The organism is Pueribacillus theae (assembly GCF_003097615.1).
Classification (GTDB): Bacteria; Bacillota; Bacilli; order Bacillales; family UBA6769; genus Pueribacillus; species Pueribacillus theae.
The window spans coordinates 36,584-56,968 of record NZ_QCZG01000024.1; the positions used below are offsets into that span (position 1 = coordinate 36,584).

The 20,385-nt window shown below is 39.4% G+C and carries 20 protein-coding genes; 8 read left to right on the plus strand and 12 right to left on the minus strand.

Annotated elements, in window-relative coordinates:
* Positions 1-68: 68 nt before the first annotated feature.
* Positions 69-218: a hypothetical protein gene (locus DCC39_RS19120; protein ID WP_165820851.1), complete on the minus strand. Its 150-nt coding sequence runs from the start codon at positions 216-218 to the stop codon at positions 69-71.
* Positions 219-517: 299 nt separating this feature from the next.
* Positions 518-1,717 carry an MFS transporter gene (locus tag DCC39_RS11865; protein WP_116555116.1) on the minus strand — a complete coding sequence of 400 codons (1,200 nt, stop codon included), beginning with the start codon at positions 1,715-1,717 and terminating at the stop codon, positions 518-520.
* 223 nt (positions 1,718-1,940) lie between these two features.
* Here DCC39_RS11865 and DCC39_RS11870 point away from each other — a divergent pair, with 223 nt between their 5' ends.
* The 3 genes from DCC39_RS11870 to DCC39_RS11880 all read left to right on the plus strand — a co-directional run bounded on the left by DCC39_RS11870 (position 1,941) and on the right by DCC39_RS11880 (position 3,638).
* Complete coding sequence (locus DCC39_RS11870; protein WP_116555117.1) at positions 1,941-2,423, plus strand: Lrp/AsnC family transcriptional regulator; 483 nt, start codon at positions 1,941-1,943, stop codon at positions 2,421-2,423.
* Positions 2,424-2,499: 76 nt separating this feature from the next.
* On the plus strand, positions 2,500-3,099 hold the full coding sequence (locus DCC39_RS11875) for a chromate transporter (protein WP_116555118.1): 600 nt from the start codon (positions 2,500-2,502) through the stop codon (positions 3,097-3,099).
* Complete coding sequence (locus DCC39_RS11880) at positions 3,096-3,638, plus strand: chromate transporter (protein ID WP_116555119.1); 543 nt, start codon at positions 3,096-3,098, stop codon at positions 3,636-3,638. Before DCC39_RS11875 ends, DCC39_RS11880 begins: the two co-directional genes overlap by 4 nt.
* Positions 3,639-3,708: 70 nt before the next feature.
* On the opposite strand, the gene DCC39_RS11885 is transcribed toward DCC39_RS11880, so the two are convergent.
* From DCC39_RS11885 to DCC39_RS11900, 4 genes are all read right to left on the minus strand, one after another.
* Complete coding sequence (locus tag DCC39_RS11885; protein ID WP_165820852.1) at positions 3,709-4,662, minus strand: siderophore ABC transporter substrate-binding protein; 954 nt, start codon at positions 4,660-4,662, stop codon at positions 3,709-3,711.
* Positions 4,663-4,861: 199 nt separating this feature from the next.
* A complete protein-coding gene (locus DCC39_RS11890; RefSeq protein WP_116555121.1) occupies positions 4,862-5,620 on the minus strand; it encodes an iron ABC transporter ATP-binding protein in 759 nt (252 codons plus the stop codon).
* Positions 5,614-6,564, minus strand: a complete 951-nt coding sequence (locus DCC39_RS11895; RefSeq protein ID WP_116555122.1) for an iron chelate uptake ABC transporter family permease subunit — start codon at positions 6,562-6,564, stop codon at positions 5,614-5,616. The genes DCC39_RS11890 and DCC39_RS11895 overlap by 7 nt, the downstream gene beginning before the upstream one ends.
* On the minus strand, positions 6,554-7,507 hold the full coding sequence (locus DCC39_RS11900) for an ABC transporter permease (protein WP_116555123.1): 954 nt from the start codon (positions 7,505-7,507) through the stop codon (positions 6,554-6,556). Before DCC39_RS11900 ends, DCC39_RS11895 begins: the two co-directional genes overlap by 11 nt.
* A gap of 446 nt (positions 7,508-7,953) precedes the next feature.
* On the opposite strand from DCC39_RS11900, the gene DCC39_RS11905 reads away from it, so the two are divergent.
* Both DCC39_RS11905 and DCC39_RS11910 read left to right on the plus strand, forming a co-directional pair.
* The gene (locus tag DCC39_RS11905) at positions 7,954-8,508 is read left to right on the plus strand and encodes a nitroreductase family protein (RefSeq protein WP_116555124.1); all 555 of its coding nucleotides are present in this window, start codon (positions 7,954-7,956) and stop codon (positions 8,506-8,508) included.
* Positions 8,509-8,710: 202 nt separating this feature from the next.
* Positions 8,711-10,627 (plus strand): LTA synthase family protein, encoded by a 1,917-nt coding sequence (locus DCC39_RS11910; protein WP_116555125.1) that lies wholly within the window; start codon positions 8,711-8,713, stop codon positions 10,625-10,627.
* Positions 10,628-10,858: 231 nt separating this feature from the next.
* Here DCC39_RS11910 and DCC39_RS11915 read toward each other — a convergent pair whose 3' ends face one another.
* Both DCC39_RS11915 and DCC39_RS19465 read right to left on the minus strand, forming a co-directional pair.
* The gene (locus DCC39_RS11915; protein WP_116555126.1) at positions 10,859-11,077 is read right to left on the minus strand and encodes a hypothetical protein; all 219 of its coding nucleotides are present in this window, start codon (positions 11,075-11,077) and stop codon (positions 10,859-10,861) included.
* A 208-nt stretch (positions 11,078-11,285) separates the two neighbouring features.
* Positions 11,286-11,372, minus strand: coding sequence for a putative holin-like toxin (locus DCC39_RS19465; RefSeq protein ID WP_338066556.1), 87 nt, complete (start codon positions 11,370-11,372; stop codon positions 11,286-11,288).
* A gap of 246 nt (positions 11,373-11,618) precedes the next feature.
* Here DCC39_RS19465 and DCC39_RS11920 point away from each other — a divergent pair, with 246 nt between their 5' ends.
* Genes DCC39_RS11920 through DCC39_RS11930 form a run of 3 tightly spaced genes read left to right on the plus strand, consistent with a single transcriptional unit; the run spans position 11,619 to position 15,354 of the window.
* Positions 11,619-13,139, plus strand: a complete 1,521-nt coding sequence (locus DCC39_RS11920) for a spore germination protein (RefSeq protein ID WP_116555127.1) — start codon at positions 11,619-11,621, stop codon at positions 13,137-13,139.
* On the plus strand, positions 13,127-14,230 hold the full coding sequence (locus tag DCC39_RS11925; protein WP_116555128.1) for a GerAB/ArcD/ProY family transporter: 1,104 nt from the start codon (positions 13,127-13,129) through the stop codon (positions 14,228-14,230). The genes DCC39_RS11920 and DCC39_RS11925 overlap by 13 nt, the downstream gene beginning before the upstream one ends.
* The gene (locus DCC39_RS11930; protein ID WP_116555129.1) at positions 14,227-15,354 is read left to right on the plus strand and encodes a Ger(x)C family spore germination protein; all 1,128 of its coding nucleotides are present in this window, start codon (positions 14,227-14,229) and stop codon (positions 15,352-15,354) included. The genes DCC39_RS11925 and DCC39_RS11930 overlap by 4 nt, the downstream gene beginning before the upstream one ends.
* Before the next feature lie 66 nt (positions 15,355-15,420).
* Here DCC39_RS11930 and DCC39_RS11935 read toward each other — a convergent pair whose 3' ends face one another.
* The 4 genes from DCC39_RS11935 to DCC39_RS11950 all read right to left on the minus strand — a co-directional run bounded on the left by DCC39_RS11935 (position 15,421) and on the right by DCC39_RS11950 (position 20,316).
* Positions 15,421-16,632 (minus strand): ABC transporter permease, encoded by a 1,212-nt coding sequence (locus DCC39_RS11935; protein WP_116555130.1) that lies wholly within the window; start codon positions 16,630-16,632, stop codon positions 15,421-15,423.
* Positions 16,599-17,309, minus strand: coding sequence for an ABC transporter ATP-binding protein (locus tag DCC39_RS11940; protein ID WP_116555131.1), 711 nt, complete (start codon positions 17,307-17,309; stop codon positions 16,599-16,601). The genes DCC39_RS11935 and DCC39_RS11940 overlap by 34 nt, the downstream gene beginning before the upstream one ends.
* Positions 17,293-18,477 (minus strand): efflux RND transporter periplasmic adaptor subunit, encoded by a 1,185-nt coding sequence (locus DCC39_RS11945; protein ID WP_240613627.1) that lies wholly within the window; start codon positions 18,475-18,477, stop codon positions 17,293-17,295. Before DCC39_RS11945 ends, DCC39_RS11940 begins: the two co-directional genes overlap by 17 nt.
* Positions 18,478-18,585: 108 nt before the next feature.
* Positions 18,586-20,316 carry a methyl-accepting chemotaxis protein gene (locus DCC39_RS11950; RefSeq protein ID WP_116555137.1) on the minus strand — a complete coding sequence of 577 codons (1,731 nt, stop codon included), beginning with the start codon at positions 20,314-20,316 and terminating at the stop codon, positions 18,586-18,588.
* Positions 20,317-20,385: the final 69 nt, after the last annotated feature.

Here is a 20,385-nt window from a genome sequence, read left to right on the forward strand (position 1 = left end):
AATTGAATAGTAATGTGAAGTCTTGGTATTTGACGGAAAAAAATTCCGGAGAAAAGTTTTCACCGGAATTACAAATCTTGCTTCCAAAGAAAATCAATTATGCTGCTTAATGCATCAACCTGATTCGTAACTAAAAAAACCGGCAGGAGCAATAATGTAAATAAGACAGTTGCATTCCCGATAACCATATATTTCAAAGACTTTTTCAGGAATTGCATGAAACCAGCTCCTTCTCTTTTGAGTTTGTTACAATTGTGTGAACATTATAGCATGTTGATGATTGTTTTGAAAAGTTTTTTATTTATCACGCGCAACCGTCCGTAAGACCCCTACTTCAAGACTTAAGAATCGAAGAAGTGATACCACTGCCACAAACCTAGCCGCCTCCAATAAGTCATTTCCTTTCACGTTACAGGCACAACCTTGTTTCATTGTCCTAATTTTTTAAGCAAGCTAAAAATCAAAAATAAGCAAAAGGACGCCGAAAAATGACAGCGCCCTTTTGCTTTTTTCTTCGTTACCCTTCTTTCTCTGTTCCGAGAAGTTTTTTCTCGCTTGGCAAAAACAGTGAGGCGATCGTTGCAATCACAGGAAGAATGACAAATAAATCAAAAACAAATGCAACTCCAAAGTGATCGGAAATCCAGCCCAAAAAGGTAGCGCCAATTCCCCCCGCACCTACCGCAAGCCCAATCATAAGACCTGAAGCAAGCCCAATATTATTTGGAAGCATCATTTGGCCATACACAACGGTAATCACAAATGAAGAAAGCACAAAAAACCCAAACAAGATTAAAATAATGGTCGTATATACACCGCTCGAATGCGGCAAAAGCCATGCAAATGGAATGGTCAAAAACATAGAGCCAAACAAGAGCCATTTATGGCTAATGTAATCCGAATACCTTCCTCCGATAAATGTTCCTACCGCACCAGCTCCTAAAAATAAGAAAGTGTACATATCCGCAACGGCTAAAGAAATATTTTGCTGCAAATAGAAAAACGGCAAATAAGCTGCCACGCCGATATGAGTCCAAGAACGCAGCGTTACAACGATTGTCAGGCCGATCAATCCTAAAATGTGGCGTTGTCCAGCTGATGATTTCTTTTTCGTAAGGCGGGCATTTTCCAAACTCTCCCGATACCACGGTACAATACTCATAAGAAGCAATGCGCCTAAAAGCCCAAACAACGCAAACCAGCCGAGGCCTTTCACACCAGTCGCCAATAAAAAAAGCGGAATCATAAGCGGTCCAACCGCTTGGCCAAAGTTGCCCCCAACTTGAAAAATAGCCTGCGCCGCTCCCTTTGCATTGCCTGCGGCCAAATGGGCACCCCTGGATGCCTCGGGATGGAAAATACCGGAGCCAATCCCCGAGACGGCGATCGCAAGTAACAGCCATACATACGAATTGACGTAGCCTGTAGCACTCAATCCCAATCCCGTCAACAAAACGCTAAACGGTAAAAACCATGACCTTGGATACTTATCTGTAAAAAAACCAAACACTGGCTGCATCACCGATGATGCAATGGTAGACACTAATAAAATGACGCCTGCCTGTGTGTATGTAAGATTGAAGGCTTGTTTATACAATGGCAAAAGAGCAGGAACAATTCCTGTCGTCATTAAATCGTTAATAAAATGGCTCGTCCCCAAACTGTACAGTTCCTTTTTTGCGCCAACTTGTTTCTTGCGTTTTAATGCGAGTTCCATAGATAAACCTCTCTCTATTATTCCTAGTCTATAACGTAGTATAACATTTTACTCCAACCGTTTATGGAAAGTTTATTTAAATTGTCAAAAATCAATTGATTTGCAATTTAAATCTCGGTATAATATATCATATCGAAAGCATAAACGATAGAACGTTTACAAAATGTTAACGTTTCTAAAATTTATATTTCTTTTTGCAAATCGAAAATTTTGGAGGTTCTTGATGGAAAATACCGGTTGGAATGAGCTGCCGCCGCTTAATTTGGACGAAATCGATCAAAGCATTTTAGAAGCACTCTATGAAAATAGCCGCGTCTCTTATACCGAACTCGGCAAACAGATTGGGCTTTCACGCGTTGCCGTTCAATCACGCATCCAAACATTAATTGAAAAAGGCGTCATTGAACGATTTACAGTTGTTGTCAATCCCACAAGAGTCGGGATCCACGTTTCCGCCTTCTTTAATGTTGATGTAGAACCGAAGCATTTGCATGAAATTGCCGAAAAATTATCGATGCATCCATCGGTTACCAGTTTATATCATATGACTGGGCCAAGTACGTTACATATGCATGGCATCTTTAAAAATATGCAGGAAATGGAAACGTTCATGCTTGAAACGTTGTACTCAACTCCTGGAATTGTCAAAGTGGAATCTCAAATGCTCCTGAAAAGATACAAAAGCCGAATGGGAATGAAATTATAAGACATTTAAAATCGATAACTCTCAAAAATTCAGAGAATAGGTATCCGAATAGAGGGCTTCATTGGAGGACGATGACATGGATTTAAAATCTTATTACGAAATTGCGGCCGCAATGTTACGTGCCGGAATTTTTGGCTATGGCGGCGGGCCGTCAGTTATTCCTTTGTTTAAACACGAGGCAGTCAACCGCTACAAATGGATGAAAGATGAAGAATTCGCTGAAGTGTTAGCCTTTGCCAACGCACTTCCAGGGCCGATCGCTACAAAGATGGCTGCGCAAATTGGCTACCAGCAAAAAGGGGCGCTCGGTGCTGTGATTGCCGTGCTCGCACATATTTTACCTACTAGTCTAGCAATTATTGCCTTGCTGAGCGTCATGTATACACTGAAAGAATCAGCGATTGTCGCAGGGATGATAGCGGCAGTCCGTCCAATTATCGCAGTTATGCTCGGTCTGATTGCATACGAATTTTGCGTGAAAACATGGAAAGGCTTAGGACAAGTCTATGGCGCCATCTTTGGTGTTATCGCATTTCTCCTGTTAATGGTGTTTCACGTTCACCCAGTTATTGCAATTATTATTTTTCTTGCATACGGAACGGTTCATATTCGTTTTTCAAATTGGATAAGCGATAAACGGAAAGATCGAGACAAAGAAGGTGGAGTTTCCTTATGATTTATTGGGATTTATTTTGGGGATTTTTCGTTGCAAACGTGCTCGGGTACGGCGGTGGCCCCGCTTCGATTCCCCTTCTTCAAAACCAAATTGTTGACCATTACGGCTGGATGTCTAAGCAGGAATTCGTTGACATGTTGGCTTTAGCCAATGCGCTTCCCGGGCCAATCAACACGAAAGTTGCCGCATTTACCGGCTTCCAGCAAGCAGGTTGGCTCGGTGCGATTGTTACATCCCTCGCAACGATCGCACCATCAGCCATTGTGCTTATCATTCTGCTAAAAATTTTAAATCAATTTCGCCAGTCCAATATTGTCAAAGGAATGACCATTTTAGTCCAGCCTGTTATCGCTGTTTTAATGATTGAGCTCACATGGGATTTTGGCTTGATTTCCATCGATTCGTTAGGATATTTCCAATCAATCGGGATTGCGCTTTTCACACTGTTAGCATTAACAAAATGGAAAATCCATCCCGCAATCGTCATCGTGATTGCCTTTATTTATGGCGGACTCGTATTGTCCCATTCGGTTTCATAGTTTCATCGGCTGCTTAGCTATAAAAAATTGGACGCCATCTTAAAAAAGATGCCGTCCAATTTTTTTCCTCTTATTTCAAGCCTGCTTCTACTTCATTAGCCATTTCTTGAACAGATACTAATCCGCCGCCAGAAAGGTACCAATAGTTCGGATCCAAGTAAACAATGTTCTTTTCTTTATACGCTTTAGTATTTTTGACTAAGTCATTTTCAATCACTTGCTTGGCAGATGATTCACCGCCAATTGCTGCTCCCCTATCAATAACGAAAAGGTAGTCCGGATCTTTTTCAACAATGTATTCGAATGAAATGCTTTGTCCATGGGTAGAGACTTCAAGATTCTCATCTACTGGTTCAAATCCAAACACATCATGGATGATGCCAAATCGGGAAGATGGGCCATATGCGCTGACTTTTCCTTCATTCGCCAATACAATTAGAGCATTCTTACCACTTGCAGAGGCTTTTTCATGTAAGCCTTTAATCGATTCATCGATTTGGGCAAGCTCTTTTTCAACTTCAGCTTCCTTTTCAAAAATCTTACCTAGTGTTTCTGTATTTGCAGTGAACGATTCCATATATTTTGATGTGTCAACCCCAAGATAAATGGTTGGGGCAATTTCTGAAAATTGATCATATAAATCCATTTGTCTTCCTGAAATAATAATTAAATCGGGCTGAATTTCATTAATCTTTTCAAAATCCGGTTCCTTCAAGCTTCCGACATTTGCATATTTCTCATCTTCGAATTTTGATAAGTATGGAGGAATATTCGTTTTTGGCAAAGCCGCAGCTTCAATGCCTAGTTTATCCATGGAATCAAGAATACCAAAATCAAAAACGACGACTTTTTCAGGGTTTTTCTTAACCTTTGTTTCGCCCAATTCATGAGTAATCGTTAATGTTTCACTTTCAGATTTTTGATTATCCTTTGAACCTGCTGACATTTCCTCTTTATTTGCGCCGCATCCAACAATTAAAATTGAAAAGAAAACGAACAAAAAAACGGTTGCTATTTTTTTCATTCTCATCACCTCAAAATGTTTTAACTTATAAAGACCTTAGAAACCTTACTTCATCCAACAAACGATAAAAAATAACGATGTAACCCCTGTTTCAGGCATCACCCCTTAAAAGGATCAATGACATTAATAATCATTCTCATTAAATTGTTTTTAAAAGGCTTTGCAACAACCGTAGCTGCAAAGCGTTTAATTCAATTTTTTATGAAAAGTAAAGACAAATTCTTCCACAAGCGGCATTTTGGACTTGGATGTCCATATCATAAATATCTTTGAGCACCTTATTGTTGATCATTTCTTCAGTTGGGCCTTCTTTCACAATCTTTCCGTCCTTTAACGCAACAATATAGTCTGAATAAATGGAAGCAAAGTTAATGTCATGGATGACGATCATAACCGTTTTACCCAATTCATCGACAAGCCTGCGAAGCGTCTTCATAATTTGTACCGAATGTTTCATATCCAAGTTGTTTAACGGTTCATCTAGAAGAATATATTCGGTATCTTGTGCAATAACCATTGCGATGTATGCTCTTTGCCTTTGGCCACCGCTTAATTCATCAAGATATTTGTGCTGCATGTCCTCAAGCTCCATGTAGCTGATCGCTTCGTCAACATGCTGCCAGTCTTCATCAGACAGCCTTCCTTGCGAGTAAGGAAAACGGCCAAACGAGACAAGTTCCCGTATCGTTAGTTTTAAGTTAATATGGTTTGACTGCTTAAGAATCGAAATCTTTTTTGCAAGGTCCTTGCTTTTGGCTCGCCTAATTTCCTTGTCATTAATATAGATTTCCCCTTCATCGTTTTCAATCAGACGGCTAATCATTGAGATTAGTGTACTTTTTCCCGCCCCGTTCGGACCGATAAACGACGTGATTTTGCCTTTGGCAATTTTAACAGAGACATTCTCAACGACTTTCTTCTGTCCATACTTTTTGGAAACGTTTTTCACCATTACCATGATTTATTCTCCTTTAACAGTAAATATATAAAGTACACACCACCGATGAAGTTAATAATGACGCTTAGCGTAGTTGAAAAAGTAAAAATACGTTCAACAATTAATTGGCCGCCGACTAAAGCGATAATTGCGATGAAAATCGAGCCAAAAATTAAGTATGTGTGGCGATATGTTTTCAAAAACTCATAAGTTACATTCACAACAAGAAGGCCTAAAAATGTAATCGGGCCAACTAACGCAGTAGCGACTGAAATTAAAATGGCGACGACAACTAACAGCCTCTTGACAACATAATCATAATCAACGCCTAGGTTGACTGCTTGATCCCGTCCTAACGCCAATACATCTAAATATTTCACAAAGCTGGCAAAATAAAGCGATACGAGTAAAATCAGAACACTTGCTAAAACAAGAAGGTCAGTCTTTATATTGTTGAAGCTTGCAAACATTTTATCCTGTACGATCTGAAATTCATTCGGATCGATAAGCACTTGCATAAATGATGAAAAGCTTTCAAAAAAAGTCCCAAATATTAAACCGATTAACAGTAAAAAGTAAATGTTTTGATCGTTTCGTTTAAAAAGAATTTTGTACAAAACGCCTGCAAAAAGGACCATAAGGCCAACTGTTAAAAGAAAATGTACGTTATTGTCCATTTTCGTGAGCGTCGTCGAACCGAATATAAAAACAACCACAGTTTGGATGAGCAGATAGAGGGAATCCAGCCCTAAAATACTCGGTGTCAAAATTCGGTTGTTCGTAATCGTTTGGAAAACGACGGTCGAAAACGCAATGGCGGCACCTGTCAAAACGATGGCTATTACTTTGAATGTCCGCTTTTCAAGCACGTATTCCCAATTGGGGCCAATGTCATAAAACAAAAAAGCAGCGATGAGAATCAGTGAGAGTATGGCAAGCAAGCCTGTTTTCGCTTTATAACCCATATGCCCTTCTCCTCATCAACAAGTAAATAAAAATACCGCTTCCAATGACCCCGACAGTTAAGCTAATTGGAATCTCATACGGATAAATAACAATTCGCCCAATAATGTCACAAAATAAAACAAATACTGCCCCTAACAACGCTGTATGCAGCAAGCTGTTTTTTAAATGATCACCTTGGTAAATCGTCACAATGTTAGGGATAATCAACCCTAAAAACGGAATCATTCCAACCGTCAGCACGACAGATGCTGTAACCAAAGCGACGATGATTAAACCAAGATTCACAACTTGCTTATAATTCAAGCCCAAATTTTTGGCAAAATCTTCACCCATCCCCGCTACAGTAAATTGATTTGCGAATAGATACGCAATGATGACGAGCGGGATTGTAATGTACATGATTTCGAATCTGCCTTTCATAATCATTGAGAAATCACCAAGCAGCCACGCAGACATATTTTGAATCACATCATATTTGTAAGCAAAAAACGTTGAAATCGACCCGATGATATTCCCAAACATCAGCCCAACGAGCGGAATGAAAATCGCATCTTTGAACTTGATTTTTTCAAGGATTTTCATAAAGACATACGTGCCAAGCAACGCAAAAACAAAAGCAACAAGCATTTTTTGCAGCGGACTTGCTGAGGCAAAGAGCAGCATGGAAACCAAGATTCCTAATCTAGCAGAATCCATCGTCCCCGCTGTGGTTGGTGATACAAACTTGTTTCTGCTAAGCTGCTGCATAATTAAACCGCAAATGCTAATGCTTGCGCCTGCAATGATGATGCTAATAAGGCGCGGGAGCCTGCTGATAAGCAAAATTTGCGTCTTCTCATCAGTTAAACGAAATAAATCCAGCGGGGAAATGGAAGTGACCCCTATGAAAATGGAACATATTGATAAAAGAATAAGTGCAATCACTAGGTATCTTTTTTTCATTGCTGTTTCCTTTTTTAGTACGTGTTCAAAAGCCCAGAGGCCTCAATAGTCATCTTATTTGAACACATACTTTTTGTTAATAATTTTACAATTGTAGCGATTATGCATAAAATGAGTGTGAAGCATCCTAAACAAAAAAAATAAACCTAGCTTAAGAAAAACGCTATTCGCGTTCTTTCTTAGGAAGTCAGAAGCCAGATTGGCCTAAAATTTGAAAGAGAGAACTTATCTTTTCAAACATATAAAATTGTCTTTTTTCACCAGATTTCCGCAATTCTTATGCAAGAGTGGGGCTGCGATAGAGAAGGGGGACTCACTTCACAGCCACTCAATCTCACAAAGAACAAGAACGAAATGTTCTTTCTAACACAAATGATAATGAATCTCATTATCAAAGTCAATGAAAGAATTTAAAATATTTATTTTTGTACTGGAGGACGGGCAAATTGAACGAAACAATCCAATCCATTTCGAAAGTGATTCGGGATAGGAGATCCATCAAGAAAGGCTATCTGCCAACGGAAGTAAGCGAAGATGTCATCGTTTCACTGTTAAATGATGCCGTATGGGCGCCAAACCATAAACTTAGAGAGCCATGGAGGTTTATTTTCGTTTCAAATGACCGCAAAGAAGCATTTATCAAGTCGATTCTTGCGTGCTACTCTCACGATCAACACGAGCAAATGAGGAAAAAATTTGCGGATGTACCCGCTTTTCTCGTCGCCATTATGAAAATCGACCCGAGGCAAAAACAATGGGATGAGAATTTTGCAGCCACAAGCTGCTTAATTCAAAATTTGCAGCTTTTGGCGTGGGAAAAAGACATTGGCATGGTTTGGAAAACGCCTCAGCATATTTATGATCCGAAATTCTATGATGGACTTGGTGTAGAAAAAGATGAGAAAATCATTGGCATCATTCAAATCGGCTATTTTGACAAATCTGTGAAAGCTCCACCGCGAAACAGAACCGACGCAAAAGAAAAATTGACGTTATTTTAAGAAAGCCATAGATTCAGAAGCGGTCGAAATTTACTTTACGTTAAGGAAAAATATTTTCTAAAAAATGCTGCCTCGTTTAATGGGGCAGCATGTATTATGAATTTGAAATAGGGACAATTTCCCTCTTTTATATTTTCAGCTTTTCTGTTAAAATAATTTGTCGTTGGAATGTTTGCCGCTAAACTATATGAGGTGAATACGAATGAAGAAATTTTTATCTACGAAGATGGGCTTCTTCTCAATTGCTGTTCTCCTATTTTGGATAAAAACATATTCAATATACAATATTGAATTTAATTTAGGCGTAAAAAATGGCATGCAGCAATTTTTATTGTTTTTTAATCCACTTAGTTCGGCATTAATCTTTCTTGGATTGGCGTTGTTCGCCAAAGGGCGAAAAGCCGGCGTTTGGATCATTATGATTGATACTCTTTTAAGTTTTCTTTTATATGCTAACGTCGTTTATTACCGCTTCAATGGCGACTTTATAACATTGCCTACGATTATGCAAACGAGTAACTTTGGCAGCCTTGGCGGCAGTATCGCCAACCTTGTTGCATGGCATGACATTATCTATTCGTTCGACTTACTGCTTTTAATCATTTTGTACGTGAAAACGAAAGCGAACTGGTCCGTTTCAGGCTTCCAGCTTCGCAAAGCCGTTCTCGTTTTAACAGCCGGCGCTGTGGCTTTTACTGTGAATCTTGGACTTGCTGAGATCGATCGTCCTGAATTATTGAAGCGTACGTTTGACCGCAACTATTTAGTGAAATATCTTGGCGCTTATAATTTTACAATCTATGATGCTGTGCAAAGCTTGAAATCTACTACACAGCGGGCTTTTGCATCGAGCAGTGACATGACAGAAGTAGAAATTTATACAAAAAGCAAGTTTGCACAGCCTAATCTGGAATACTTTGCCAAAGCAGAAGGAAAAAATATTATTAAAATCCACCTTGAGTCTTTTCAATCATTTTTGATTGATTATAAGCTCCATGGTGAAGAGGTAACACCATTTTTGAACTCTTTAGTTCACGACAAAAAGAAAGAGTTCACGTATTTTGATAACTTTTTCCATCAAACGGAACAAGGAAAAACGGCTGATGCTGAATTAATTATGGACAATTCTTTGTACGGTTTGCCGCAAGGTGCCGCTTTTGTGACTAAGGGAAATAACACATATCAGGCATTGCCTTCTATTTTGCATCAGCAGCAAGGCTATACAAGCGCAGTCTTTCATGGAGACTATAAATCTTTTTGGAACCGTGATAAAATCTATAAGCAATTTGGGATTGACCATTTCTTTGATGCAAGCTATTACGACATGAGTGAAGATCAAGTGATTAACTATGGCTTGAAAGATAAGCCATTTTTCAAAGAATCAATGCCGATGCTTAAATCTTTGAAGCAACCATTTTATGCGCATTTCATTACGCTGACGAACCATCATCCGTATTTAATTGATGAAGGGGACGCAACAATTGACCCGGCTGAAACCGGCGATGATTCTGTTGATCGCTACTTCCAGACAGCCCGCTACCTGGACGAATCGTTGGAGCAATTTTTTAACGACTTGAAGGAAGCCGGTTTATATGACGATTCCGTCATTTTGCTTTATGGTGACCATTACGGCATCTCAGAAAACCATAACGAGGCAATGAAAGAAATAACCGGAGAAGAGATCACGCCGTTGAAAAGCGCCGAGCTGCAGCGTGTTCCACTTTTAATTAAAATACCGGGTGTTGAAGGGCAAGGCATTAACCATGAATACGCGGGGCAAATGGATGTTGTGCCAACTCTATTGCATCTCATGGGAATTAATGCAAAGGATTATATCCAATTCGGAACAGACTTATTCTCTAAGGATCATAAAGACTTTGTTCCTTTCCGAAATGGCGACTTCATTACAAAGGATTTCAGTAAAATCAATGGGATCTATTATGATAATGTGACAAAAGAAGAAATTGAAAAGCCAACGGAAGAAATGAAGGATTTAAGTGAAACCGTCCTGCATGAGCTTGAATTATCCGATAAAGTATTGTTTGGCGACTTATTAAGATTTTATTCGCCAAATGAAGATTGGAAACCCGTCGATCCGAAGCAGTACTTTTATGAGTAACAAGAACAGGAAAGTTCAGAGCAACAAAAGAGCACTGGCGAGTAAGTTTGCCGGTGCTCTATTTTTAATAAAGTATAGATTTGCTAGTTCGCAAATTTAAACAAATCCGGCCTCTGATCTCTGTCCACATAAGAAAGGCGCGTTAGCGTTTTTCTTATGCATATTTATTCCTTCATCCTCAATTGCCGGATCGCGAATTCAGGGTATTTGTCAAGTGATTGAATCAGTTCTTCATGTGTACCAAACACCTGTCAGTTTGCCTTTATCGAGAAACAAGATTTTATCCCATCGACAACAGTTGAAGCCCTTTTGAAATGTTGTACATTTGCGTTCCAAGCGGAAAAAGGCGGCTAAAGATAATGGTGCTGCAATCAACATCCATTTAGAAGGTTTAGTTTTTCTAACTAGTGGGATAAATTGATGCCTATCACCTGGATTTTGTTGATTCATATGGTTTATCCTCTCCTGTATTTCCAAGTCTTCAAGTTGTATTTCTTCATATTGTTGCATATAATGTAAATAAAGATATAAACTATAAAAGAAGCATCGGTGTTCGAGCACCGATGCTTGGCACAGCTACTCCGCAGGATATGCGGTGGCCAATTAAGAGAATATAAAAAAGTAACCTATCCCCATACAATAGCCAGTGTAGGGTAGGTTACTTTTTTCTATTTGCAGTGATGATTAGTACGACCAAAGTTGCAAATATTATCATTAGGGTTAGTGTTTCGTATGTCGCCATCATCAGTGGCACCCCCTTTCTATCGGGGATCGCCACCGCCTACCCTACTTATGCAGCTGTATTATCATTCTATCATAGTTATTCCTATCTTAGCGCTTCAATTGGGTTTCATTTTAAAGCTTTGTTAATTAATTTCAGACAAACTTACTTCTTCCTCGCCTTTTTGCATGTACAGGTAATGTGCATCCCCCGTTTGGATAAATTTGGTATTTATTGTAAATACTTCTACTAACACCACATGGAGGCGAGTTGAGCAACACCATGTCTTTTTCTAAGCAAAACAAAGGAAAACAATTAAAAACGATTTCAAATGAGAAAATGAAAACGGTCTATCCTACTATTGAGGAAAATGTTCAATATATTTGCGCAGCTTTATTCCATACAAGTGATTTAAAAACCCGAAAAGTGACATGGAAAGAAATGTCCGGGGTTATTATTTATTTGGAAACAATGACAGACACGGAAGTACTCCAACGAAGTTTCTTGCTCCCATTGTCAGAGGCTGTTGATCGAAAACATATCGAGGAAATTATAACAAGTCCGGAATTCACTAAGACAGATAACCTCAATAAGGTTGTATCCGCCTTGCTAAAAGGCGATTGTGCCCTTTTCTTAAATGGCGGGACGAAGTGTTTTTTATTTAAAAGCATTCAAGTAAATGCCCGTACACCTGAGGAGCCTGAAAATGAAAAGGTAGTCAGAGGGGCACACAAAGGATTCGTAGAAAACCTCGATATTAATTTAAACTTAATTAGGGAACGCATCCAAAATCGCCAGCTAACCATTAAATATTTTAAACTGGGAAAGGAATCGAATACAAACGTAGCGATTATCTATATGAGTGAGCTTGCCAACCCATCAGTCGTTGAGGAAGTTCAAAAGCGGCTTGAATCAATTTCAACCGACATGATTTTCAGCCCGGGATATATTCAGGAATGTATAGAAGATCATCCGTTTTCCCCGTTCCAACAAATTTTATTTACTGAAAGACCCGATCGGCTAGAAGCTCACTTAATGGAGGGAAGGGTAGCCATTATGAGTGAAGGCTCGTCTGATGCATCGATTGTGCCCGTCACATTTTTTGCTTTTTTTCAGGCGCCTGACGATTTCAATATCAGATTTTACGGAGGATCTTTTTTTCGTTTGCTGAGGTTATTCAGTTTTTGGGGAGCACTCACTCTTCCATCGATATACATTGCTGTTATCGGCTTTCACTTTGAAATTATTCCGTATGATGTGGTAACGATTGTAAAAAGCTCGATCGAAAATATTCCGTTTCCGCCATTTCTTGAAGCGATCATTATGGCCATCACTATTGAATTAATACGGGAAGCAGGAATTAGACTTCCATCGCCAATTGGCCAGACGATAGGCATTGTCGGAGGGCTTATTATTGGGGATGCAGTAGTTAATGCAGGCATCGTGTCAAACATCGTGGTCATCGTTATTGCCTTAACTGCGATCATGTCATTTTCTCTCCCCTCTTATGAAATGGGAAACACAGTCCGCATCTTATCCCTGCCCATCATGATTGCCGCAGCCACTCTTGGATTTGTAGGTATTGTATTTTCGCTTATGATCATCATCATCCATATGTGTAAATTGCAATCCTTTGGGACACCGTATATTGCGCCTTTAGCCCCTTTGCATATAAAAGATTTAAAGGATGCCATTGTCCGTTTTCCAATCTGGACAATGAGCCATCGTCCAAAAAATGCACAAGCACAAAAGTCGGTTAGACAAAGGGCCTCAAGGGAATGGAAAAAATGATCGGTAAAAAAGAGATAACTCAATTTCAGTTGATCTTTTTATTAATTCAATGCCAAGTAGGCGTAAATGTCGTTACTTTGCCTTTCGATGTTTTTATGAAGGCAAAGGGAGATAGTTGGATATCTGTTTTGCTCACTGGAGTCATCATTCAAATCATGATCTTCTTAATCTGGGCATTAATGAGACGTTTTCCATCAAGTAATTTGTATGGCATTGTCCAATCTCTCTTTGGAAAGTTCATCGGAAAAATGATCGTCATCTTATATAGTATGTATTTTATTGCCATTGGAAGCCTGGTGCTGACAAAATTTGCTTATATCCTCAATACTTGGATGATGCCACTGACACCCAAATGGCTGTTGCTTGTGCTTATGGCATTTACAGCGGTTTATATTGTAAAAGAAAACCTTCAACTTATGGCCCGTTTCTTTGTTCTTTCTTCCGTTGTTTTAATTGGATTTATAAGCTTGGCTGCTTATTCCTTACAAGATGCAAACCCTACCTTTATTTTGCCTGTCGGAACAAATGGGGTCCTGCCAGTCATTCAGGGTATGGAGCCCAGTCTGTATGCATTTCAAGGATTCGAGATCTTGATGATCCTCTATCCCTTTGTTCAATCGGATAAAAAGGGTGTGCTAAAAGCGGCAACGATTACCAATATTTTTGTCACGCTTTTTTATTCATTCTTGGTAATAACCAGTTTGCTCTTTTTTAGTCCGGAAGAATTTAAGCTAGTACCTGAACCTGTCTTATATTTAATCAAGGCATTTTCTTTTAGAATCATTGAAAGGCCGGATTTGCTCTTTACGTCCATGTGGATTATCCTTGTGGCCACTACATTCATGAATACGTTGTACGCCTCCTCATTGGGGTTATCCTGCGTCATGAATTCAAAAAAAATAACTATTTTCGTTATCATAGCTGCATGTATCTGCTTTTTGTTAGCGATGACTCTTCATGGAAAGTATGACATCGCTTCAGTATCCAAAGTTCACAATCTGTTTATGTTTCCTTTCGCTTTTGGTTTACCGATTTTATTTCTTCTCATATCGATCATTTTCAACAAGAAGGAGCAGGGGAATAGCGGATGACCTATCGATTAAGCTTTATTTGGGCGGCCATATTGGCCATCATTCTTTCCGGATGCTGGGATGAACGCTTATTAAAGGATCGCAGCTTAGTATTATCTATTGGATATGACCAAGCAAACGACGAAAAAATACTCAAGACTGTTACCTATCCAAAAAACAGTAGTGAGGGGGGACAGCAACATACTTCTTCAAATGAAAGTAAAGTGTTATCTACGACCGGGGAAACAGTCAAAGATGCCGAAAATCGTATGGACCGGATCCTTCCTGAAAAATTTGACAGATCCAAGGCCAAAGTCATTCTTTTTGGTGAACAATTAGCTTCTCAAGGGGTTTTCCCTACTTTGGATTCAATCTATCGAGATTTAAGAGGACCATTAAATGCCACGGTAGCAATCATTGACGGAACAGCAAAAGAGGCATTGTCTATTAAGCCGGGAGAGTCTATCCTTATTAGTGATCTCTATGCAGAACTTCTTGACAGTGCCGAACTTCAGGGACTTACAAAAAAAGAAAATGTGCAAACCGCTTGTCCAATAATTTTATCAGAAGGTAAAGATCTCGTGTTGCCTTATGTTGGTTTAAAAGAGGAAGAAAAAACAGCAGAAGTAAAAGGATTGGCTTTGTTCAATGGTGATCAATTGACAGGTAAGTTGGGCCTTAAGGAAACGGGTATGTTCCTGATTTTGTCGGATCAAAAATCAAAGGGCTTATCATTAAACCTAAAAGTAAGCAATGATAAAAAAAGGCATGAAAAAAATTTTGTGAATATAGCCTTACGTGATCTCAAAAGAAAAATAAAAATAAACGTAAATAATGGGCAAATTGGTGCAGAAGTTAGCGTAAATCTCAAGGTGGAAATTGATGAATACGCATCAAATCATTTAAATGAGGAAAAAGAAGTAAAATCCCTCTCTAAAGATATAGAAAAAAGGTTAAATAAGTTGGCACAAAAAACATTGGCCAAAATGCAAGAGGCTAACAATGATTCATTGGGATTGGGTGAACGAGTGAAAGCATATCATCACTCCACATGGAAAAAAATCGATTGGAAAAAAGAATACCCTGACGTTCCGATTGAAACAACATTTAATGTAGAAATCGTTCAGCATGGGATTATTAATTAGATGTAAGAAAGTAACCTATCTCCTTACACGATCAGTGAAGGATAGGTTACTTTCTTTATATCATACTTATTCATATCTTAATGCTTCAATTGGGTTCAATTTTGAAGCTTTGTTTGCTGGAATAATCCCGAAAACAATGCCGATAAAAGCGGAAAAGGCAATCCCAATAATGACGACTGGAATACTAATAACAGCGTGGAACTCTGTCGCTTGGCTAATGATAAAGGAGACAGTTGCAGCAAAGCCAAGGCCAAGAAGGCCTCCGAGGGATGTAAGTGTTACAGCTTCAATTAAAAACTGCAGCAAAATCCTTCCTCTTGAAGCACCAATCGCTTTACGCAAACCGATCTCACTCGTTCGCTCCGTGACGGACACGAGCATAATATTCATGACGCCAATTCCCCCGACGAGGAGAGAAATAGCCGCAATACCTCCAATAAACAATGTCATCGTTCCGTAATAAGTATCTAATTCTTCTTCAAATTCTGCCATACTCGACGCTGTATACATAACATCTTCAGACCCAACCAATTCAGTCAGCTTGTCAGCAGCCATCATCCCTGTTTCAGAGATTGTATCTGCATCTTCAGCTAAAATGGATACATTGGCAACTTCTGGCGACCCAAACATAAGAGAAACGAGCGTCCTCGGCATAAGCATCTCGCCATTTTCCGCCCAGCGATATTGCTCTGGGATGGGAGATTCATAAACGCCAACGATTTTATACGGACTTCCGTTAATATCGACAATTTCTCCAATTGCTTTTTCAGACTCTTTAAAAAACGTTTCTCTCGCAACTGTGTCGATCATGGCGATGCGGTTTGTGTCTGAATCTCTTTTTGAAAAGGCCCGTCCCTCCACAATCTGAATATGTAATGCCGAAAAATAATTGTCGTCGACACCGGTGATTTCCATTTCCCCTTCTTTTTCGCCGTACATCATCGTTCCCCATCCCTGGTTTGTCCCGACTACGGACTTTACACCTTGCACTGATTTTAGCTCTTCCAGCATTTGATCAGTAATGATTGGCTCCTCCCAATACGAGTCCATTTCTTCTTCTCCATCTTCTGGAGGGATTGGCTCAGAATAAAGTTCAATGGCATTTTTGTCCGTGCTGAACAATTCGTCTTTTATTTTTTCTTTCGCACCTTCGCCAATTGCAACGATGATAATGACAGCCCCTACGCCTATAATAATTCCAAGCATCGTTAATAATGATCGGATTTTATGGTTCCAAATGGAAATCAATGCGATTTTGAAGCTTTCCCATAGACCCATGATTCGTTCCTCCGATCTTCAATAATTAACCCATCTCGCAGTGTAATAATTCTCTTGGAATAATTGGCAATCTCTTCTTCATGGGTAACCATGATGACCGTCTTGCCTTCCTTATTGAGCTGAACGAATAATTCCATAATTTGAGCACTTGTTTTCGTATCGAGTGCTCCAGTCGGTTCATCGGCCAAAATAATTTCCGGATCATTTATCAATGCTCTCGCTATGGCAACACGCTGCTTTTGTCCTCCAGACAATTGATTTGGCAAGTGATCCATCCGGTCGCCTAACCCTACCTTTGTCAGCATGTCTTTTACTCGTTCCATTCTTTCCTTTTTCGGAATTCCTGCGTAAATAAGCGGTGCTTCAACATTTTTCAGCGCTGAAAACCGCGGCAGCAAATGGAACTGCTGAAACACAAAGCCTATATGTTTGTTGCGAAGTTTTGTTAGTCTGCTTTCTCCCGAGGCGCTTACTTCTTCCTCGTTTAGAATGATCGTACCAGAAGTAGGAATATCCAAAAATCCAATCAAGTTCATTAACGTTGATTTCCCTGACCCGGACGGCCCCATAATCGCGAGACTTTCACCGTCTTCTATCGTTAAGTTAATCCCATGCAAAACTGGAACTTGAAGTGAGCCGCTCTCATATACTTTTGTAATATTAGTCAGCTTCAACAAAATCGTTCACTTCCATTCCATCGTGCATTTCTTCATTTGGGTTGATGACAACAAGCTCATCTTTCGCTGCGCCATCAACGATCTGAATCGTTTCGTCTCCTGCTGTTCCGGTCTGCACTTCCCGTCTTTCCAACACATTGTCTTTTAATACATAAATCACTTCGACCCCTTCTTCATCGAGAATCGCAGAATGCGGAACCGCAAGAGCCTTTTCGTCTCCGTCTAATTTTATTTCAAGGGAAACGTGGAATCCTTGCCGGAGCTCGGCGGTTTCATCTGTTATCGTAACCTTGAACGGATACATCGTCACATTCCCGCCTCCGCCGCCATAATATTCGCCCTCTTCTCCTCCTGAATTGCCCTCGCCAGGAAATTGAGAAACGGATTCAACTACGCCTTTCCATTCTCGATCCTTGAATACTTTCGGACGTATCACAACCGGCTGTTTTGGCTTTATTTTCACGGCATCAAATTCACTCATCGTACCAATGACCTTGAAAGGTTTGTTTGAAATAATATGAATGGCAGGTTCACCCTGTCCGGATTCCGTTTTGGCTACATTTTCATCAACTTTAACAACGACCCCGTCAATTTTGCTCTTTACGGTCATTTCTTTTCTTTCTTTATCTACTGCATTTATCGATTCTTGCGCAGATGCAATTTCTGCTTTTGTTCCTTCATGTTCGATCTCAAGCTGCTGTTTTTCCAAAATAAGTTGATTGATTGTTTCTTTTGATTCATTATTTTTTTTCGCTTCAGCAATTTGCTTGTCCAATCCACTAATTTGATTGCGCTCCATTTTTGATCGATTTTCGACTAATTTTTTCTCGCGCACCGCTTGATTAAATTCAGCTTGCACTTTGGAGTCATCATAGGCAAATAAAGGATCTCCAGCTTTTACTTCTTGATTTTCTTTCACAAAGTAATTCTTGATTTCTCCCTTTTCCGGATCGATGAATACCTTTTGTTCGCCTTCAGGAACAATTTCCCCTGTCACAAGAATCGTTTCACTTAGCTCTTCTTCTTTTACTTTCTGTACCGTTATTTCTGAACCTTCCCCCATTGCCATTTCTTTGCCGTTCTTGTTTTTTACTGCAAAAAAAACAACTCCTGCGATAATTGCCACGACAATAACTCCAATCAAAACCTTAACCCAAACCCTTTTCACATATTTCCCCTCCGACAGTATGTAATTAAAATAAGTTCCTGTATATTATAACGAATAAAGGCACATAAAAGTTGCGGAAAAAACCGGCATTTTTCAATGCCGGTAATATTAAACTTCTGATTCAATTTTTGAAAGCAGCGTGACAACGATTTCTGAAGAATCTTGAAGGAGCCCAAACGCTTCCTGTGCTCCGCTTAAGTCTCCTTTCTCATAGCATTTCGCGGCTTGTACTGCATATAGGTGAACATCTTTATGCGGTTTTTCCAACTGCTGAAAAGCTGGTTTGCTTTTCACTGAGGAAGGTAAATTACTATAATACCATTTTCCGAGTCTGCAAGATTCGTGTGAAGCAATTTGTTCCGGATCAATTGTTTCTAGCCCAAGAAGCATATTGTACACTTTCCATTTCCAAAGCAGGTGGTCGGTTTTGGCAACTTTTATAACATCTTTAGCAGTTAAACGAATGTTGGTCGCAAAAAATGTATTTCGATACTCTTCCATTTGTTTACTGAGGTCAAAGATAACTTTAGCCGTTTGTTTAGCAATCTCTTGAGAGCTGTTGCTCAATTCAAAAATCACCGAGTTCCTTTGTGCGATTTCGTCAACTGCTGAAGTTTGCTCTTCAGACATGGCCGCGATTTGCGAAGTAGATTGATTAATATTTTGCATGGCGTGAACAATCTTATTGATCGCCTCATCCGCAACTCTTGCACCAGTGACACTTTTTTCAATCAATTTTCCTGTGTCACTCATCTGCCTTGTAACAAGGTTTGAAACTTCCTGCAACGATTTCATATTTGCTGAAATCTGCAATGTTTGTTCTTTTGTATGCTCGGCTAACTTCCTTACCTCGTTCGCGACAACCGCAAAGCCTTTGCCATGCTCCCCAGCTCTAGCAGCTTCAATGCTAGCATTTAAAGCAAGCAAGTTCGTTTGTTCGGTAATTTGACGAATAATTCCTACGATCTCATGCGTTTTGTCAATTTCGTTATGAAGTTTATTGACTTGTTCTGTCACTTGTTCATAAACATTGCCGACTTTTTGAATATCCTGTAATGCTTCATTTACGACTTCTTTGCTTTGTTCAGCAGATTGAACCGCTTCATCTGTTCCTTCGGCAACCTTAATTGAGTGATTTGCGACTTCGAGAATGGATGCACTCACTTCTTGAGTCGCACTTGAGACGCTGAAACTTTCCCCATTCATATTATCCATCTCTGAGATTAACTGCCTTGAAGTATCAAGTTGAGTCGTGTAATGAAGCGTATCAGAAATTCCAAACAAAAAAGATTTAAACGTCTCTTCCATGTAAACCTCTACAATGAGCTGTTGATCAAATGCCGCCAATTTTTGTATAGAAAAAACAGCTTCCATCATACGGTTTGGCTGGTTGTGCAACTTTTCCATCAAAATCAATGTCATACTTTGAATTAATAAATGGTGGGCTGAAATGAAATGTTCTGCGGTTAAATGAATTCGGCTATGCACTTCGCCGATGATTATTCGTGTTTTTACATAGTCTTTATTTACTTCAGCATGCAGAAACTGGTCTAAATACTTTTCCATCGTCTTCCTTAAACGATCGATCGTAGAATGCTGAATGATAATGCCTTTCAAGTGGTCAACGGATGTAATGCGTTCGTAAAACTTGTTAACAATTTCTGCTTTATAAGGAGAAAGAATAGGATAAGCATTACGTATATTCTTCAACGTTTCTTGGTCAATCCCCATAAAAACTAATCGATCTTTTATCCGATCTCCTACTTCAACAATTTCTGCTCCCCGGGAATCATTAATATACTCATTCCATGTTTTTGATTTTGGCATAAAAAGTTTCATGATTATATCCATTCCTTTCGCTTCGCTCAAGGCACAAAACGCTATGAAACAATTGTGCCTCGAGCGTTA

What these genes read in the sequence shown, in the direction of transcription:
- DCC39_RS11870 (WP_116555117.1), top strand. Translation starts at nt 1,941, where the DNA reads ATGGAAAATACCGGTTGGAATGAGCTGCCGCCGCTTAATTTGGACGAA.
- DCC39_RS19465 (WP_338066556.1), bottom strand. Translation starts at nt 11,372, where the DNA reads ATGATGGCGACATACGAAACACTAACCCTAATGATAATATTTGCAACT.
- DCC39_RS11910 (WP_116555125.1), top strand. Translation starts at nt 8,711, where the DNA reads ATGAAGAAATTTTTATCTACGAAGATGGGCTTCTTCTCAATTGCTGTT.
- DCC39_RS11935 (WP_116555130.1), bottom strand. Translation starts at nt 16,632, where the DNA reads ATGGGTCTATGGGAAAGCTTCAAAATCGCATTGATTTCCATTTGGAAC.
- DCC39_RS11950 (WP_116555137.1), bottom strand. Translation starts at nt 20,316, where the DNA reads ATGAAACTTTTTATGCCAAAATCAAAAACATGGAATGAGTATATTAAT.
- DCC39_RS11880 (WP_116555119.1), top strand. Translation starts at nt 3,096, where the DNA reads ATGATTTATTGGGATTTATTTTGGGGATTTTTCGTTGCAAACGTGCTC.
- DCC39_RS11925 (WP_116555128.1), top strand. Translation starts at nt 13,127, where the DNA reads ATGGAAAAAATGATCGGTAAAAAAGAGATAACTCAATTTCAGTTGATC.
- DCC39_RS11865 (WP_116555116.1), bottom strand. Translation starts at nt 1,717, where the DNA reads ATGGAACTCGCATTAAAACGCAAGAAACAAGTTGGCGCAAAAAAGGAA.
- DCC39_RS11930 (WP_116555129.1), top strand. Translation starts at nt 14,227, where the DNA reads ATGACCTATCGATTAAGCTTTATTTGGGCGGCCATATTGGCCATCATT.
- DCC39_RS11875 (WP_116555118.1), top strand. Translation starts at nt 2,500, where the DNA reads ATGGATTTAAAATCTTATTACGAAATTGCGGCCGCAATGTTACGTGCC.
- DCC39_RS11900 (WP_116555123.1), bottom strand. Translation starts at nt 7,507, where the DNA reads ATGAAAAAAAGATACCTAGTGATTGCACTTATTCTTTTATCAATATGT.
- DCC39_RS19120 (WP_165820851.1), bottom strand. Translation starts at nt 218, where the DNA reads ATGCAATTCCTGAAAAAGTCTTTGAAATATATGGTTATCGGGAATGCA.
- DCC39_RS11895 (WP_116555122.1), bottom strand. Translation starts at nt 6,564, where the DNA reads ATGGGTTATAAAGCGAAAACAGGCTTGCTTGCCATACTCTCACTGATT.
- DCC39_RS11885 (WP_165820852.1), bottom strand. Translation starts at nt 4,662, where the DNA reads ATGAAAAAAATAGCAACCGTTTTTTTGTTCGTTTTCTTTTCAATTTTA.
- DCC39_RS11890 (WP_116555121.1), bottom strand. Translation starts at nt 5,620, where the DNA reads ATGGTAATGGTGAAAAACGTTTCCAAAAAGTATGGACAGAAGAAAGTC.
- DCC39_RS11915 (WP_116555126.1), bottom strand. Translation starts at nt 11,077, where the DNA reads ATGAATCAACAAAATCCAGGTGATAGGCATCAATTTATCCCACTAGTT.